Origin of the sequence: Ralstonia mannitolilytica (genome assembly GCF_000954135.1) — a bacterium.
Lineage (GTDB): Bacteria > Pseudomonadota > Gammaproteobacteria > Burkholderiales > Burkholderiaceae > Ralstonia > Ralstonia mannitolilytica.
In genome coordinates this window covers 341890-356758 of sequence record NZ_CP010799.1, presented here as the reverse complement: position 1 = coordinate 356758, position 14869 = coordinate 341890, and the positions used below count along the sequence as shown (strand labels likewise).

At 65.0% G+C, this 14869-nt stretch carries 15 protein-coding genes and 2 pseudogenes; 7 read left to right on the top strand and 10 right to left on the bottom strand.

Features of this window, described 5'->3' with window-relative positions; translation table 11 throughout:
• Positions 1-424: 424 nt before the first annotated feature.
• From TK49_RS01715 to TK49_RS01680, 8 genes are all read right to left on the bottom strand, one after another.
• Positions 425-1387, bottom strand: a complete 963-nt coding sequence (locus TK49_RS01715; RefSeq protein ID WP_045785171.1) for a Csu type fimbrial protein — start codon at positions 1385-1387, stop codon at positions 425-427.
• Positions 1387-3708, bottom strand: coding sequence for a fimbria/pilus outer membrane usher protein (locus TK49_RS01710; RefSeq protein ID WP_045785170.1), 2322 nt, complete (start codon positions 3706-3708; stop codon positions 1387-1389). The genes TK49_RS01715 and TK49_RS01710 overlap by 1 nt, the downstream gene beginning before the upstream one ends.
• 56 nt (positions 3709-3764) lie before the next feature.
• Positions 3765-4475: a fimbrial biogenesis chaperone gene (locus TK49_RS01705; RefSeq protein ID WP_045785169.1), complete on the bottom strand. Its 711-nt coding sequence runs from the start codon at positions 4473-4475 to the stop codon at positions 3765-3767.
• A gap of 73 nt (positions 4476-4548) precedes the next feature.
• A complete protein-coding gene (locus TK49_RS01700; RefSeq protein WP_045785168.1) occupies positions 4549-5064 on the bottom strand; it encodes a Csu type fimbrial protein in 516 nt (171 codons plus the stop codon).
• 764 nt (positions 5065-5828) lie between these two features.
• Positions 5829-6848: an alpha/beta hydrolase gene (locus TK49_RS01695; protein WP_045785167.1), complete on the bottom strand. Its 1020-nt coding sequence runs from the start codon at positions 6846-6848 to the stop codon at positions 5829-5831.
• A gap of 68 nt (positions 6849-6916) precedes the next feature.
• Complete coding sequence (locus TK49_RS01690) at positions 6917-7342, bottom strand: organic hydroperoxide resistance protein (RefSeq protein ID WP_027680493.1); 426 nt, start codon at positions 7340-7342, stop codon at positions 6917-6919.
• Positions 7343-7483: 141 nt separating this feature from the next.
• The gene (locus TK49_RS01685; RefSeq protein WP_045785166.1) at positions 7484-7945 is read right to left on the bottom strand and encodes a MarR family winged helix-turn-helix transcriptional regulator; all 462 of its coding nucleotides are present in this window, start codon (positions 7943-7945) and stop codon (positions 7484-7486) included.
• A 313-nt stretch (positions 7946-8258) separates the two neighbouring features.
• Complete coding sequence (locus TK49_RS01680; RefSeq protein WP_045785165.1) at positions 8259-9200, bottom strand: LysR substrate-binding domain-containing protein; 942 nt, start codon at positions 9198-9200, stop codon at positions 8259-8261.
• 79 nt (positions 9201-9279) lie between these two features.
• Here TK49_RS01680 and TK49_RS01675 point away from each other — a divergent pair, with 79 nt between their 5' ends.
• From TK49_RS01675 to TK49_RS01645, 7 genes and pseudogenes are all read left to right on the top strand, one after another.
• The gene (locus TK49_RS01675; RefSeq protein ID WP_197742968.1) at positions 9280-9678 is read left to right on the top strand and encodes a nuclear transport factor 2 family protein; all 399 of its coding nucleotides are present in this window, start codon (positions 9280-9282) and stop codon (positions 9676-9678) included.
• A gap of 253 nt (positions 9679-9931) precedes the next feature.
• Complete coding sequence (locus tag TK49_RS01670; RefSeq protein ID WP_045785163.1) at positions 9932-10258, top strand: EthD family reductase; 327 nt, start codon at positions 9932-9934, stop codon at positions 10256-10258.
• Positions 10259-10297: 39 nt separating this feature from the next.
• Entirely contained in the window at positions 10298-10909 is a 612-nt protein-coding gene (lspA, locus tag TK49_RS01665; RefSeq protein WP_082076334.1) for a signal peptidase II, read from the top strand.
• On the top strand, positions 10906-11343 hold the full coding sequence (locus tag TK49_RS01660; RefSeq protein WP_045785162.1) for a VOC family protein: 438 nt from the start codon (positions 10906-10908) through the stop codon (positions 11341-11343). Before lspA ends, TK49_RS01660 begins: the two co-directional genes overlap by 4 nt.
• A gap of 341 nt (positions 11344-11684) precedes the next feature.
• The gene (locus tag TK49_RS01655) at positions 11685-11969 is read left to right on the top strand and encodes a hypothetical protein (RefSeq protein ID WP_045785161.1); all 285 of its coding nucleotides are present in this window, start codon (positions 11685-11687) and stop codon (positions 11967-11969) included.
• 107 nt (positions 11970-12076) lie between these two features.
• Positions 12077-12928 (top strand): OBAP family protein, encoded by an 852-nt coding sequence (locus TK49_RS01650; RefSeq protein WP_240479896.1) that lies wholly within the window; start codon positions 12077-12079, stop codon positions 12926-12928.
• Positions 12929-13050: 122 nt separating this feature from the next.
• Positions 13051-13364: pseudogene (locus TK49_RS01645) on the top strand (EthD family reductase).
• A 668-nt stretch (positions 13365-14032) separates the two neighbouring features.
• Here the strand turns inward: TK49_RS01645 and TK49_RS25255 are convergent.
• Together TK49_RS25255 and TK49_RS23715 are read right to left on the bottom strand one after the other, a co-directional pair.
• Entirely contained in the window at positions 14033-14287 is a 255-nt protein-coding gene (locus TK49_RS25255) for a diguanylate cyclase (protein WP_476727115.1), read from the bottom strand.
• Positions 14282-14773 (bottom strand): annotated as a pseudogene (locus TK49_RS23715) (MASE4 domain-containing protein); the annotation flags it as partial. The pseudogene TK49_RS23715 and the gene TK49_RS25255, both read right to left, overlap by 6 nt.
• Positions 14774-14869: the final 96 nt, after the last annotated feature.

Here is a 14869-nt window from a genome sequence, read left to right as displayed (position 1 = left end):
CTATTGTAGTGGCTTTGTGCGACGGATCCCCTCACGGCGCACGCTGTTCACGGGCAACACGCGGGCGCTAAGAGTCCGGCACACACGCGATCACCGTCAGAGGCGATGGCGACAGGTGCCCAGGGGCGGTCGATGGTCCAGCAGTGCCGAAATACCTGAAAAAAGAACGCCTGCTGCTACCACGCGACGTGGGCAGAAGAACCGTGCGGGTGCGTCATTGCGCATCGGCGTCCAGTTTTTCTGCGTCAAATAGCCAAGCACGTCGTCCACCTTGTTCCGCCCACCTTTGTATAACCCCCCCCGCCCGGTCTCCTGCGCGCATGCGCTTGCCGCGAGCGCGCCCTGGAGTTGCGCGCCGGCCTGTGGCCCTGCATACAACGGCCCCGCCTGGTGCCGAGAATTCCCCTCCCACTGGGGCAAGGGGTCAGTAGGTGATGGTCACAATGATGGTGTCGTTATACGTGCCGGCGGGCGGAGTGCTCTGTGCTGGAACGCGACCATAGACAGTCGACACCTGCGAAACTCCGCTGCCCGTCCCAGTCACGGTTGCGGTGCCCGTCGTACCGTCGCCCCAAATGTTGGTGTAGCTCGAACTGGTGAACAGGTTGTAGCCGACAGTCTGCGAGCCGCCGCTGCGCGTCAGAAGCCGATTGCTCATCGTGGCGCCGCTGCCGGTTCCGGCGGAGAGCGCCAACGTCCACGGCGATTGGTTGGTGCAGTTGACTGTGATGGCACTTGTCGCTGTCAGTGCGGAATTCAGCAGCCCCGCTGTGCCGAAGTTCATGTTCGTTGCGCTGATGAGGCAGTCGCTGATGAGGTTTGCCGACGCAGACACGGAAAACGTGCTGGGATGGGACGTGATGGTCGTACACGTATTGGTGCCTGGATTGGGAAGTGCATACACCGTGGCACTGGTACCAGAGAAGCTCTGCGAATAGGCGCCCGCAGGCAAGGTCGTCTGCCCACCCTGAACCCTGCCGTAGACCGTGACGGTGGCCGACCCGGAACCGAGCACACCAAGCGGGACGTCGACAGAGATGGGCGGCGTGGAAGGGGTGGTGCGCTGTCCCCACACGATGGTCCGGGCGCTGTCCGCAAACAGGTTGTATTGGAGCTGATTGCTGCCCGCCGTCATGACACGGGGCGATATCCCGCCGCCTCCGCTGCCGACTCCAAGATTCAGGCATGCGCGCGCCACCGAACCTTGCAGCAGGAAACCACTGCAGCTGACCGTCAGCGTGGCCGTCACGTCGGTGTTCCCCGCCTGCACCGGACTGATGCTGCCGAAGCTGATGGTTGCCCCCGCGACCGAACACGACTGTGCACGCGCGCTCACCGGGAGCGCCGCCATCAGAACCAGCAGAGAGGCCCACAGCAGGCGCGTCATCACGGCATCGCTCCTGTGGGTTCCGGCTCGCAACGCAAGGGCCCGATGGTGGGAAGTGCGCCCGCATCCTGCGGGTAGGCAAAACGGGCAACGCAGGCGGGGCCTGCGTCCTCCACGCGGACAGTGTTGTCCAGTTGCAGCGCGTCGATGAACACGAGGCCATCGTAGCCAACGGGGTAGCGCAGACCGTTCTGCTCAAGTGTCGCTGTGCTGCCCGCCGGGAGCGGCTGCCCCCTGGTGTCCACCAGCCGTATCTGGGCGCCCCGGAACGTCTCGATGCGAAAGCGCGTCAAGACGCCGGAGCGGTCTGCCGGCGCAACGGTCACAGCGCTGGTGGCGAGCTTCGCATTGACGGGCAGCACAAGCGGGTCGATGGCCACATGGTTGTTCTCGTAGGACACCAGGTCTGGCACCAGCAGGTGCCCGCTGCCGTTCGTGCGGCCCATGAGCCGGTTCTCGAACGTCACCGGCACGTTGGCCACGCCCTCTGTGGACACCAGCGCAAACGCGTCATTGATGCGCCGGCCTGGCAGCACGTCGGCGTCCATGAGCACGAAGGCACCGGATATGTCGACCGCCGTGCTCGTGTGCCCGTTCACCTCCTGGGCAGCCACGAACGCATCGCCGTAGCGGCCACGATAGTTCAGTTGCGCCACCGAGCGGCGGTCGCTGCCGGACTGGTTGGCCTGCAGCTGCCAGCCGAAACCGCCCGCATAGTCGGGCGTACGCACGGCACTGACCGTGGCCGAAGCGTGGCCACGGTCCATGCCGACGCTCGCTGCCGCGCTGGTGTCGCTGCCCAGGGCCATGGTGAGCGTCATGAGCACGCCCCGCGCCCGGGTGTCAGCCAGATCCTGATAGGCGCTCGCGCTCAATGAGAAGTCCCGCCCAAGCTGGGTGCTGTACGAGAGCGACGCAATGCGCGAGTTTCCCGTGACAGGGTCGGATACCCCGATATAGCTGGCGGCGAGGCTGCCGGTCCGCCCGGCCGGCACGGAAACCGTGGCCCGCAGCAGTGAGCGGAAGAACGGCGACCCTGCGGCACTGGCCAGATCGCGATAGGTGCCAAAGGTCCGGGTACCCTGCACATCGACGTTGAATGCCGGGTTTCGATACTGATAGCCCAGCGTGGCCTGGGAGCCGGTCTGCCCGGCGCCCTGCGATACGGCAGCAGCGGCCGAGAAAACGCCGGCCTGGTTCAGCCGTACCAGCGCTGCCCCGCCCAGGTTGCCAAGGCCGCGCGTGGCCTCGGCATGTCCTTCCACCGTCAGGCCGCCCGTGAGCCCATAACGCAGTGACGCGCTGAGTGCGGGGCTGGACGCATAGTCGAATGACCGCAGGCCGTAACTGTTGCGCAGAAAGCCCGCTTCGACCGCGTAGTCGAACAGGCCCGCGGAGAGCAGGCGCGTATCGATGTAAAGCGGGACAGACGTCACGACGTCGCGGCCCAGGGCGTCCTTCACCACAATCACCGCCTGACCGGCGCCCGTAATGGCCGGGGCGTTGTTGACTACGAAGGGGCCGCTGCCGACCTGCCCCGTGAACTGGCGCACGCTGTTCACGTACAGGTCGACCGCGGTCGGCACGGCGGCACTGCCTCCGAGCAAGGGCAATGGATACGTGACGAGGTCGGGGCGCAGTGCAAAGTTGCGCCGCCACTGGATGCCGCCAAGGCGCACCGAGCGGCTCCAGCTCAGGGACGAGGTGACGGTGTCGCCAAGCGTCAATGTGTTGAGCTTGTCCGCATCGGAATGCGACCAGTTCGTATCGAGCCGTGTGTAGCGATGCTGGCTGGCGTCGAACGTAGCCACGCCGCTGTTGGAGAACACGCCGCCCGGGTGGAAGAACCGCTGCTCGCTGAACAACCCCAGGCTGCTCCCTCCGCCCCCCAGCGTGGTGGGCTGCAGATAGGCGTCGTAGTTCAACACCAGGCCCGTGCCACTGGTGGGCGCGACGCGCGGTTGGGTCTGAAAGCTCAGCACGTTCGGGACTCGCCGTGTGTCATCGACAGTCAACTGCGCTTGCTGCGCACGTACGTCGTACACGTAGCGCAGGCCCGGAATACTGTCGAGCGGAATGCGCCCGCTCGCGTCGGGCTGCAGGTCGTCTGTTCGAATGCCAATGGACTGCAGCTCGCCTGCCGTTGCGAACAGGTGCCCCTCCTGCAGCCGAAAGCGCGCAATCGTCTGTGTCGACGCCCCGTTGATGACCGCCTCCAGGTAGATGTCGCCAGCGCCCGGTGCCGGCAGCGGCCCATCGGGACGCACAGCGGCAAGCAGGGTCGGCTTGCCGCTCTCCTGCGCGGCGGCTGATGCCGCCATGACGAGGCCGCATCCCAGGGTGACAACGCAACGGCCTGTCATCTCCACCCAACGCATCAGTCTGCGCGGGTGAGTGGGAGGTCCACCGCGACGCCGTTGATATGTGCGCGAAGACGCTTCGGCGCCCGACGAGGGTGCGAATCAACGACCGGCCAGGCTCGCGTTGCACCGCCGAGCGCATAGCCGAGCAACCCCCCGGTAATTTCGCTTTGCGTGCCGTCGTTCCACTCGATGGACACCCCGGAGAGTTGCGCGTGGTGCGTCTCAGGGTTCCGGACCACGAGCAGGGTTTGGTCACCCTCGCGACGCAACACAGCGCTGAGCCTGGGCGGCGTATCCGCAGCGGCATTGACGAAGACCGGAACGGAGTACCGAAGCTGCATCGTTACGCCGGTAAGCGTCTGCGGACGGCGCTCCGGTATCTCGTCGATGATGAGGCGGTAGGCTTGTTCGGCAGCGCCTGGTGCAGGCGGTTGCGTCAGAACGAGCCGCACGAGCTGTTCGCCATCGGCAGGAATCTGCACGATGGGCGGACTGGCGACGAGCGCCGCGGAGTCATTGAGCTGGTCGCCTTGCGCATCCTGCGTCCAGCGGAACACCCGCACCTGTGCGTTGAGCGGCAGCGTGCCGCGATTGCGCAGCGTCAGGACGGCCGCCGCCTGGCCCGGGGGCAAGTCGATGCGAATGGGCGAAATCTGCAGCGAGGCGCCGCTTGCAGCACGAGACACCAGCGCACCGAGCAGAAGCAGTGCGCCTGCGTTGCTCAAGTCACGTGCATGCCGTTTGAGCGCAACCAGCCCGCAGCGTATCGCCGACACAATGGAACGGATACGGTGCAACTTAGAACGTGATGGTGGCTGTGACGGTCGATGTGTAGGTGCCGGCCGCCGGCGTGTTCTGAGGCGGGACACGTCCATAGACGGTCAGGGTCTGGGCCGTGCCCGTGCCTGTACCCGTCACGGTATCGGTGCCGACCGTGTTGCCCCAGATCTGGGTACGGGCACTGTCCCGGTAGAGCTGGAAGCCAACGGTTGCGGTGCCGGTGCCGGCGAGCAGCCGGGCGGCAATGGTCGACCCGGTGGTCGTGCCGGCATCCAGTCCGACGTTGTACGGTGCCGTGGCGCTGCAGGTGACGCTCAGGCTGGTGGTCTGGTCCACGTTCGCGGTCAGCACGCCCTGCGTGCCGAAGTTCAGTGCATTGGCACTGATGGCGCAGTCGTTCTGGAGCGTGAGCGAAACCGTGAAGGTGGTGGTTTTGGTTGCCGCGCCCAGGTATCCGGGAGCGGCAAGCAGGCTGGCCAGCACAAGGTAGTGCGGCTTGAGACGGAACGGACGCGCAGTAAGGCCTCGGCGCATGGGTTTCTCCTCCGAGCTGTCACACGGATGAGCCGGAGCCTCATGTGCCCAGGTCTTCATCCAGTCTGCCGCCCCCCGCGGCGCGTGAATCAAGCGTAGCAAAAAGAGAAGCCTACGTCCTAATTAAACTCAGAATTCGATGGTGACGACCTGAGATTGTGCTGAACCGGGCATCTGCACGGAGGCGGCGCTCGGCGCCGGGGCAGGCTCCCCGGTGTAGACCCGACTGGGCACCGGGCGATCGCACATGACGTGAGGCTGACCACTGGTGTCAGAGGCCACGGTGCATTTGTCGACGATTTGAAGGCTCGCAAACACACTCGCCGTCGCTTCGTGGGCAGGGGTGCTTCGGATTCCGAAGGATGCGAGAGCAGTCAGGACTGCAAGAAAGCGCAAGAATTTCACGGCTCAGACGGAAGACATGCAACGCCACCCGGCTAATGCGGGTGTTTCCGTCTATATCGGCAGCGAACGGAAAAGGTGTAACCCGAAAGTGCATCTCGGTCCGGGTAGGCTGGCCGAATGCCGAGAGCGACGTATCGGCCTTGACGAGCATTCCCGTCACCGACGTGGCGTGGATCAACGCAGCCCTGGCTGCGGGCCGTGTCGAGTCATTGTCGGTCCGACCCTCTGGGCGAATGGCGGACCGTTGCAGTCCGGGCACGCGCACGCGCGCCTTTCCGATGGCGGGCCGGGCGGAGCAGCGTTCCGGCTGCAAGCCTCGGGGTCAGTTTCCACCTCCGCTGCCGGGCCCGCCCACCCGATCACTTCAACCGCGCCTTCAGCTCTTCGCTGGCTTGATGCAGCGCTGCACGGGTTGCCGGCACACCGGCCAGCGCATTGAGCAGGCCGAAGTCGTGAATCATGCCGTTGTAGCGCGTGGCGGTCACATCCACACCCGCCGCGTCGAGCTTGCGTGCATACGCTTCGCCTTCATCGCGCAAGACATCCTTCTCGGCGGTAATCACCAGCGCGGGCGGCAGCCCCTTCAACTGAGCGGGCGTGGCCAGCAGCGGCGATGCGTAGATTTCCTGACGCTGCCCCGGATCGGTCGTGTAGGCATTCCAGAACCACTGCATCATCGGCTTGGTCAGGAAGTGCCCCTGCGCAAATTCGTCGTACGAAGCGTTCTCGAAGTTGGCATTCGTAACCGGCCAGAACAGGACTTGCGTGCGCAGTGCGGGCGTGCCGTGCGCCTTGGCCATCAGGGCCACCACGGCCGCCATGTTGCCGCCCACGCTGTTGCCGGCAATCGCCAGCCGCTTGCCGTCTACGCCGATCTGCGCACCGTTTTCTGCCACCCACTTTGTGGCGGCGTAGATCTGATTGATCGCCACCGGATAACGCGCCTCGGGCGAGGGCGTGTAGTTGACGAAGACGGCGACGGCGCCGGAGTCGGCCACCAGGTCGCGCACAAAGCGCTCGTGCGTGGGGAAGTCGCCCAGCACCCAGCCCCCGCCGTGAACGAAGATGAAGCCAGGCAACGTGCCTTTCGCGCCGGCCGGGCGCACGATCGTCAGGCTGATCGGCTTGCCATCCACGGTGATGGTTTTCTGGCTGACGTCAGCGGGCGGCAGCGACACCTTTGCCGCGGCTTGCGCGCCCACCAGCACGGCGCGGGCATCGACGGGTGACAGGGTTTCCAGCGGCTGTCCACCGCCGGCGGCCAGTGCGTCGAGGAATGCCTGGGTGGTGCGCTCCACGCCTGGGCTGCCCGCAGCAAGAGCAACGCTTGCTGCCACAGAGAGCAGGGTGCCGGCGGCAAATTTGGTCATGCGGTTCATGGCTGGGCCTCAAATCGTGTGTTGTGCGAAGGGTTGGAAGGGTGCGGAGTTGGGGAACGGCGTACGGGTCAGATCAGGCTCAGGCGTACGTCGATGTTTCCGCGCGTCGCGTTCGAATAGGGGCAGACGATGTGGGCGCGGTCGATGAGCGTTTGCGCTTCGGCCGGGTCCATGCCGGGCAGGCTGATCTTCAGGTCCACTTCAATGCCAAAGCCGTTCGGAATGACGCCGATGCCGACGCTGCCCTGCACGGACACATCTGCCGGCACGCGGATCTTGTCGCGCGCACCCACGAACTTGATCGCGCCGAGGAAACACGCGCTGTAGCCGGCGGCAAACAGCTGCTCGGGGTTGGTGCCTTCGCCGCCGGCACCGCCGAGTTCGGTTGGCGTGGTCAGGCGGACGTCGAGCCGGCCATCGTCGGTGATGGCGCGGCCATCGCGGCCGCCGGTGGCACGAGCATGGGCACGGTAGAGGACGTTTTCGATCGACATGGTGGTTCTCCTGTGAGAGGGGTGGTGGTGCGCGCATCGGCTGTCGAGGCCGCGCCGCATTGCTTACTATTAAATAGCGCGCTACTTAATCGGTCTAAAAAAACGGACGCGATCAGGCGCCCGTCGGCGATACGTGTGTGCTCAGGCGGCGTTCTTGAAGAGCCGTCCTCGCAATGCATTCAACTGTGTGCGCAGTTCTTCCAGCTCGCCGGGCGCACACTCCATGGCCGTAGCCATGCATGCCGGCACTTTCTCGGCCCGCTTCTCCAGCGCCTTGCCGGCCGCCGTGAGCGAGATGATCACCCGCCGTTCGTCCTCGGCCGAGCGCTGCCGCTCGATCAGCCCCGATGCCTCCAGCCGCTTCAGCAGCGGGGTGAGCGTGGCGGAGTCGAGGAACAGGCGATCGCCAATCTCCGACACCGTCTGGGCATCCTGCTCCCACAGCACCAGCATGACGAGGTACTGCGAATACGTCAGCTCCAGCGCCTTGAGCAGCGGCCGGTACGCCTTGTTGATCCCGATCATGGTCGAGTACAGCGCAAAGCAGAGCTGCTCGTCCAGGGCGAGGTCGCGGCGTGCGGAGGAAGGCTTGCGTGTGTTCATGGAGGGGAATATATATAGCGCGCTATTGAATTGCAAGCTAATTTTTCGGGTGTGGGTGCCGCACGCCGTGCGGGAGTGACGCGTCCCCTGAAGGCGTGCGCTCCCCGATGAGGATTGTTGACTTGCCTCGGTGGCGCCCTTCCACAGCCTCCACCCCTGGAAACTTGGGGGGAGGCGCGCCCTCTCCCCGGCCTTCCATGCAGTCCTACCTCGCCTCGGCCATCCGTCCCGGCCGGGGCCGCTCTTTTTTTTGTCGGGCGCCATGCCGATGCGGCGGCGGCACGTCGCAGTGCGGGATTGACCTCGATGACAGTCAGTCTTCCCGCGCAAGCCGCGACAAGACGTCAGCAAGCGCCCGAATCTTGGGCTGTGCGGCGCGTTGGGAGGGATAGACCACAAAGTACGACAAGCCGTTTTGCGCCACGTCGATAAAGGGCGTCACCAGTGTCCCGGCCCGCAGGCGGTCTCTCGCCATCCGGGGGTCGCCGATTGCAACGCCATGCCCTTCCGCGGCGGCGGTGAGCGTCAATTCAAGGGTATCGAAAACGAGTCCGCGGCCCGCATCGATGTGCGGTGCCCCAACGCTTTCCAGCCAGCATCGCCACTCCTCATGGCCGTGCCCGGGATGAAGCAATGTGACGTGAGCAAGATCGGCCGCCGCTCCGAGCGATGCGGCCATCTCGCTCGTGCACATCGGTGTGAGTCGCTCGGCGAACAACGGAACGGCATCCATGCCCGCCCACTGGCCGGTTCCCCGAACGACGACGGCATCAACGTCGGGTGTCGTGAAATCCGGCGTGTCGTCCGCCGAAGTGGAGATGCGGAGTTCTGTTCTCCGCAAGGCGTCATGGATGTCTTCCAGTCGTGGCAGCAACCAACGAATCGCAAAGGTGGATGGCACCCGCAGAGTGACGACGGCCGCCGTCTTGGCGTGGATGTCTGCGTGTTGAACCAGTTGCGTCAGCACGCTGACGGCGACGGTCAGCAGTTCGGTGCCTTCCGCCGTCAGTGTCAATCCCGACGCGTGGCGCAAGAACACTGCGCACCGGTAGTGCGCTTCCAGTTGCTGGATCTGACGGCTCACCGCTCCCTGTGTCCGACACAGATGCTCTGCGGCTTTGCTGATGCTCCCGAGATGCGCCGCGGCGACGAATGACTGGAACGCTGTCAGGGGCGGCAGTGTCCGCGTCAGGTCGGCCAAGGGGTATGCATGGGCTGCATACCCGGGTTGCGGAATTTTCGATTGTTCGGACATCGGTGCATCGATATCGTGCGTGCATCGCACGCGTCTGCACGAGCGCGCGGAGGTGTCAACGAATGACCGGAGAATGAACATGGCCTCATCGTCGGAAGCACTATACACGCGGCAGATTCGCACCTACCTTCGGGAGCTGGAGCGCGGCGATGTCGCGGCGATCTGTGCGTTGTTCGCGCCCGATGCCCAGATCTTCTCGCCGTTTCTCGGGTGGATGCGCCCTGCGCCGTTCTTTGCGAAGGTCGATGCGGCATCTGGTGAAAGCAAAATCACGCCGATCGACATCTGCGTGAGCACGACGGGAGCCCGACGCGCGACGGGCTACTTCATCTATGACTGGGGCCTCAAAGATGGAACAGCGGTGCGCTTCGAGTGCGTCGATGTTTTTGAATTTGACGACGATGGGCGCATCGAGCGGATGATCATCGTCTACGACACCCATCCGATTCGCAGTACGGTGGGGGACAAATACGCGTAGCGCAAAGGTGGTGCCTGCGGCGGACGGCAGGCCATGACGAGTCTTGCACGACACCGGGTCCGCATGACCTTGATCCTGCCGCAGGCCGCGGCGGGTCGTCACGGGCTGGACGCTGAGGGAAACGGCACCGAAGAAGGCGGCCCAATAGCAGGCAGCGGGGATGGCGACGCCGCTCGCCGGTGGCGAGGCGGGTATGATCGCCGGCAGTCGCCAGACTCCCTGGACACGACGCCAACCCGGCAAGGAGAACCGCATGATCAAAGTCAGCGTGATGTACCCGTACACCGAAGGCGCGCGCTTCGACCACTCCTACTACCGCGACCGGCACATGCCGATGGTGAAGGCGAGGCTCGGCAGTGCCTGTGCGTACTACACCGTCGAAAAAGGGCTGGCCGGCGGAGCGCCCGGCACGCCGCCCGCGTTTGTGGCGATGTGCGCGTTGATCTGTGATTCGGCCGAGGCATTCCAGTCTGCCATGAAGGAGCACGGCGCGGAGATCCTGGGCGATATCGCCAACTACACCGACATCGCCCCCGTGCTTCAGATCAGCGAAGTCGTCGTCGAGCGGTCGGATCCTTGAATGCACCGGATCGGGCCCCGCCTACAGATGACCTTTCCCATGACGACGAAGCAGAGGGTGACCGCTGCGCTGCTGGGAGCGCTCGCCTGGATCCTCATCGACCAGGCGACGAAGGCCGTATTCAAGCAGATACTGGCGCCCGGCGAAGTCGTGCCATTCCTTTCGGGCAGCTTGCTGGTTCTTCCCACCTACAACCACGGCGCGTTCCTCAGCCTCGGGGCGGGAATGTCTGATGCGACCCGCAATATCGTTTTGGTCTATGGCGTGCTGGCCATCCTGGTCGGACTGTTCGGCTGGCTGCTGCGTTCGTCCTCCCTCGGCCGCACCGAAGTCATTGCGATCGCGTGCATCCTGGGTGGAGGGCTCAGCAACCTGTTCGATTGTTGTGTCTACGATGGCCGGGTGTTTGATTTCCTCAGCGTGGGCATCGGGCAGTTGCGAACGGGGGTCTTCAACGTCGCGGACATCGGCATCATGCTCGGCGTGGCGCTCATTCTCTTGCGGGGTGCCAAGCGCGGGCCCACGCTGCCCGGGGCCTCTGCGATCTCAGGAGTGAAGGCCCAGGCGAAGCGGATGCGCTGGTGCCTCAGTACACGCGTCCGACCGGCCATTCTGGCCGACAGCAGACACCGTGGAGGACCGACGACATGACAGTCAAGCGAATGGACAACATCCTGATCGTTGTGGAGGACCTGGAGGCGGTGAAGGCCTTCTTCATCGATCTGGGTCTCACGTTTGAGGGCCAGACCACGGTGGAAGGGCACGCTGTCGGGCGCCTCATCGGGCTGGAGAACGTCCGGGCCACCCTTGCGATGCTGCGGACGCCCGACGGACAGGGCGTTGAACTCGACAAGTTCCATACGCCCGATCCGGTCCGGTTTGGTCCGGTGGACATGCCGGCGAACGCGCTGGGCCTACGTCGCATCATGTTTGCCGTCGACGACATCGATGAGATCGTTGCCCGCATGCAGACCCAGGGCGCCGAACTCATTGGCCGGATGGATTACGAGAACTCCTACCGGCTGGCGTATCTCCGGGGGCCGGAGGGCATCATGGTGGGGCTTGCTGAGCAGGTCGGTAGTTGAGCGGAGCGCAGGGCTCCCTCCGACAAGAGAGAATTGACGCATCCCCGCACGGAATGTGACGTGCAGCGCGTCAGGAAATACCGCAGCCCACGACACCGATATCGGAGTAGAGTGGGGCACGGATACCAGCGGGGCCTGTCGTCGGCCCCAGCAAGAGAAACCTGCCTCGCCTCTGATCGACGCGTCGCCGACGTCCCACCTCGCTCCAGCCTTCAACGCTGCCTTTCCGAGCCGGTTTTCCGGCGTGGTCCGCACTCCATCCGCCCCGGGGCTTCAGTCCTGCGCCAGCGCACGATGCGCAATCGCCCCGGTCTGCTCGCTTTTCCTATGGGAGATTTGCCATGGACGCCTACCCGACATCCTTCTACAAAGGGTTCGCGATTTACCCCCTGATTTACCCCTTCAACCCGCCGCGCGAGTGGCACGAGAAACGCCCCGACCGCGCGTACAGCGTCTCGGTCGTCATCTGCCTTGAGGGCGAGACGATGGACGATGAACGCTCCCGCGTCTTTCGCCTCAGAGGCGAGCCGTGGGACAACGTGGGCGCCGCCAAGCGTGCAGCTACGCAGGGTGCGGAAGACATCATCGATGGACTTGTGCCGGGCCAGTCCATGGCAGGCGACTAGAGGATTCTGCAGGAGTCCAATCGGAGGCCCGGTCCGGTGGCGTTCTCGAATGCCGCCGTCTGTGCAGTGCGCACACCCCGCACCCCGCAGGCTCGAGTCTTGCGGCGGTGTTGCATCCAACAGGCTGCCCGGGTGAAGCCATGCGAAACGCTCTCCTTGTCTGCGCCGTAGCCGCGCTCTGTTTTTACGGCTGTCATCGCGAGAGCGATACGCAGTCCAACGTCCGCGCGCCGGGGCAGGCGGAATCGCCAAAAACGAAAGTGCTGGAAGCGGGCGCAGTGGCGCTGCAGGACAAGCCGCCCATCGAGGCCATCAACGCCTACCTTGATGGCTTCCATTTCTACAACGGCCGGCAGAACGTCCAGATGGAAGCGCATCACTACTGCGCGATCGTCAACGAGGATGTCACGCAGTGCGTCATCTACGACGGCAACGTCGGGAACGCAAAGTTGATGGGCGTGGAATACATCATCAGCGCAAAGCTGTTCGCCACGCTGCCAGCCGCTGAGAAGGCGCTCTGGCACAGCCATGTCTGGGAAGTGAAATCCGGGCAGCTCGTCGCGCCCGGCATTCCCGAGCCCGCGGAGAGGGCGCTGATGAAGAAGCTGGTGGGCACATATGGCAAGACCTGGCATACGTGGCACACCGACCTCGACAAGTCGTTGCCGCTCGGGGTGCCGCAGTTGATGATGGGCTTCACGGGGGAGGGCCAAGCGAACGCCGCGATGGTTGCCGACCGGGACAAGCGCATGGGAGTCGACAGCGCGGCCAAGCGTAAGGACCGTGCGGACATTCCCGAGCCTCCTGTCGACCCCGATGCCAACGGCTGGCAGCATGGCAACACCTTTCAAATTGCCGATCCGACGGGAAGCCAGCATGCGCATGCGTCCGGTGGCGCCGGCGCCGCATCGAAGGCGCCGGACGTGAACGCCCGCGCGAACGAGAGGCAAGGCCAATAGCCGCTGGCAGGCGGGATGGCGGCGCGGCGCCGATGGCAAGACGGGCAGGATCGCCGGCATCGCCGGGCTCCCCTGGGCAGGACGCCACCCCGGCAAGGAGAACCGCATGATCAAGGTCCGTGATGTACCCGTACACCGAAGGCGCGCGCTTCGATCACGATTACGACCGCGACCACCACATGCCATGCCGCTGGTGAAGGCCCGGCTCGGCAAGGCCCGTGCGTACTACACCGTCGATGAGAGCCTGGCCGGCAGAACGCCCGCCGATCCACCCGCCTTCTTGGCGATGTGCGCGTTCCTTTGCGATTCGGCCGAAGGCTACGAGCCCGCCATCCAGCCGCACCGCGCGGAGATCGTGGCCGACATCGCCAACTACACCGACATCATGCCGCGCGGCCAGTTCAGCGAAGTCGTGGTCGAGCGGTCGGACCGTTGAGCGCGAGTTCCGACAGAGGAGTCATGCGGAATGATCGGTCACGCTGTGCTGCCGTACTTCCTGCAGCAGTGGCGCTCGTCGTCGCCATCCCCGGCCCGAACACGATCTGGGTGTCGACGACGAGGGTGAACCAGGGTTTCAAGCTTCCGCCAGCGGCTCGCGCAGCTGTCTGCGCGCCTGGGCGAGGCCGTCAAGCGTGCTGGATGCGTTTCCCAAACTGACCGCCTATGTCGCGCGCGGTGAAGCGCGGCCTGGCCATCAGCGGGCATTTGCGGGGCAGTTGGCTGCGTTCACGGGGCAGGCGCAGGCGGGCCGTCGGCACGCTGATGGCCCCGGGCCGTCTTCACGTCATCCACATATCCACCTGTGGATAAGACCGTGAAGAACGCAAGGGACAACCGTGTTTGCGGCGCGGGGGGTGGCCTGTCGAGGGCTGGCGGACAACTTCGGTGAGCTTGCACGAGGCCCGTGCGATGGCCCCCGGTTCATCCACCCCACGGCACACGCTGTCCAATCGGTTGTGCATTTCGCAAGCCCTTGAAGCCAAAGCGCTTTTTGCGGCTATCCACAGAAACGGCGGGCCGTTATCTACTACTACTATTTTTATATACAGAAGAAATAAAGAAGACAGCAAAGCCGCACGTGCAGCTGCGCCGCGGCTTTGCACGCTACATCAGCACGGCGGGCGGGGCGGATGCGCTCATCACCAGATTGCGGCCAGCCGCCTTGGCCTGGTACAGCGCGGCATCGGCGGATTCGACCAGCCCGTCGACCGAGACGCTTGCACCGGGTGCTGCCGTGGCACATCCGGCGCTGACGGTGACATAGCGCGATGGCGCCGCCGCGTCGATCCGCAGGCGCAGCACGGCTTCGCGCGCCCGCTCGGCCAGGGCCTGCGCCTCGTGCGCTGGCGTGTCGCCCACTGCCACGGGGCCGCCGATCAGCAGCCATGCCCACCGGGTGACCCGCTCCGCCGACACCGCATCGCGGGAAAGGCGCTCGCGCACGAGCACGGCAATGATCACGAACAGCGGAAAACCGCCGTGCCAGAAGACCCACATCCACACCGCGCTGGTAGGCCGGGCGCCAAACAGCCCCGTCGGGGAGAACACGCCCGGAAACATCAGCAGCTGCAGCGCCACGGCCACCGCCGTGAAGGCATAGGCGCCGCCCAGCGCGGCCAGCATCGGCTGCCGCGTGACGGTGAACTGTGCGCCAAGAAGAAAAGCGGCGATGCCGGCGGTGGTGAAGACCGTCAGCGCGCACATCGGCATGAAGGGGGCAATGGCCGGCCATTGCCAGTCGGCGCGGGGTGCGGCCACCGCCAGTGCCAGCAGGATCAGCAGTGCGATGGCACCGGCAAAGCTGGCTTGCCGGCGGGTTGCCCGCTGGATCAGGAAACTCTCCATCCCACCCCCGGTTGGTGTTGTGTGTCCGCTCGGCCGGCGCCCGCGGTCTGTTCCGGCGGGTTGGGCGGCGGGCTGCTGCCTGTGTGCCTCCATCAT

Excerpts from the sequence above, each read along its gene's own strand:
- TK49_RS01715 (WP_045785171.1), bottom strand. The coding sequence starts at position 1,387 with ATGACGCGCCTGCTGTGGGCCTCTCTGCTGGTTCTGATGGCGGCGCTC.
- TK49_RS01710 (WP_045785170.1), bottom strand. The coding sequence starts at position 3,708 with ATGGCGGCATCAGCCGCCGCGCAGGAGAGCGGCAAGCCGACCCTGCTT.
- TK49_RS01700 (WP_045785168.1), bottom strand. The coding sequence starts at position 5,064 with ATGCGCCGAGGCCTTACTGCGCGTCCGTTCCGTCTCAAGCCGCACTAC.
- TK49_RS01695 (WP_045785167.1), bottom strand. The coding sequence starts at position 6,848 with ATGAACCGCATGACCAAATTTGCCGCCGGCACCCTGCTCTCTGTGGCA.
- TK49_RS01690 (WP_027680493.1), bottom strand. The coding sequence starts at position 7,342 with ATGTCGATCGAAAACGTCCTCTACCGTGCCCATGCTCGTGCCACCGGC.
- TK49_RS01685 (WP_045785166.1), bottom strand. The coding sequence starts at position 7,945 with ATGAACACACGCAAGCCTTCCTCCGCACGCCGCGACCTCGCCCTGGAC.
- TK49_RS01680 (WP_045785165.1), bottom strand. The coding sequence starts at position 9,200 with ATGTCCGAACAATCGAAAATTCCGCAACCCGGGTATGCAGCCCATGCA.
- TK49_RS01675 (WP_197742968.1), top strand. The coding sequence starts at position 9,280 with ATGGCCTCATCGTCGGAAGCACTATACACGCGGCAGATTCGCACCTAC.
- TK49_RS01670 (WP_045785163.1), top strand. The coding sequence starts at position 9,932 with ATGATCAAAGTCAGCGTGATGTACCCGTACACCGAAGGCGCGCGCTTC.
- lspA (WP_082076334.1), top strand. The coding sequence starts at position 10,298 with ATGACGACGAAGCAGAGGGTGACCGCTGCGCTGCTGGGAGCGCTCGCC.
- TK49_RS01660 (WP_045785162.1), top strand. The coding sequence starts at position 10,906 with ATGACAGTCAAGCGAATGGACAACATCCTGATCGTTGTGGAGGACCTG.
- TK49_RS01655 (WP_045785161.1), top strand. The coding sequence starts at position 11,685 with ATGGACGCCTACCCGACATCCTTCTACAAAGGGTTCGCGATTTACCCC.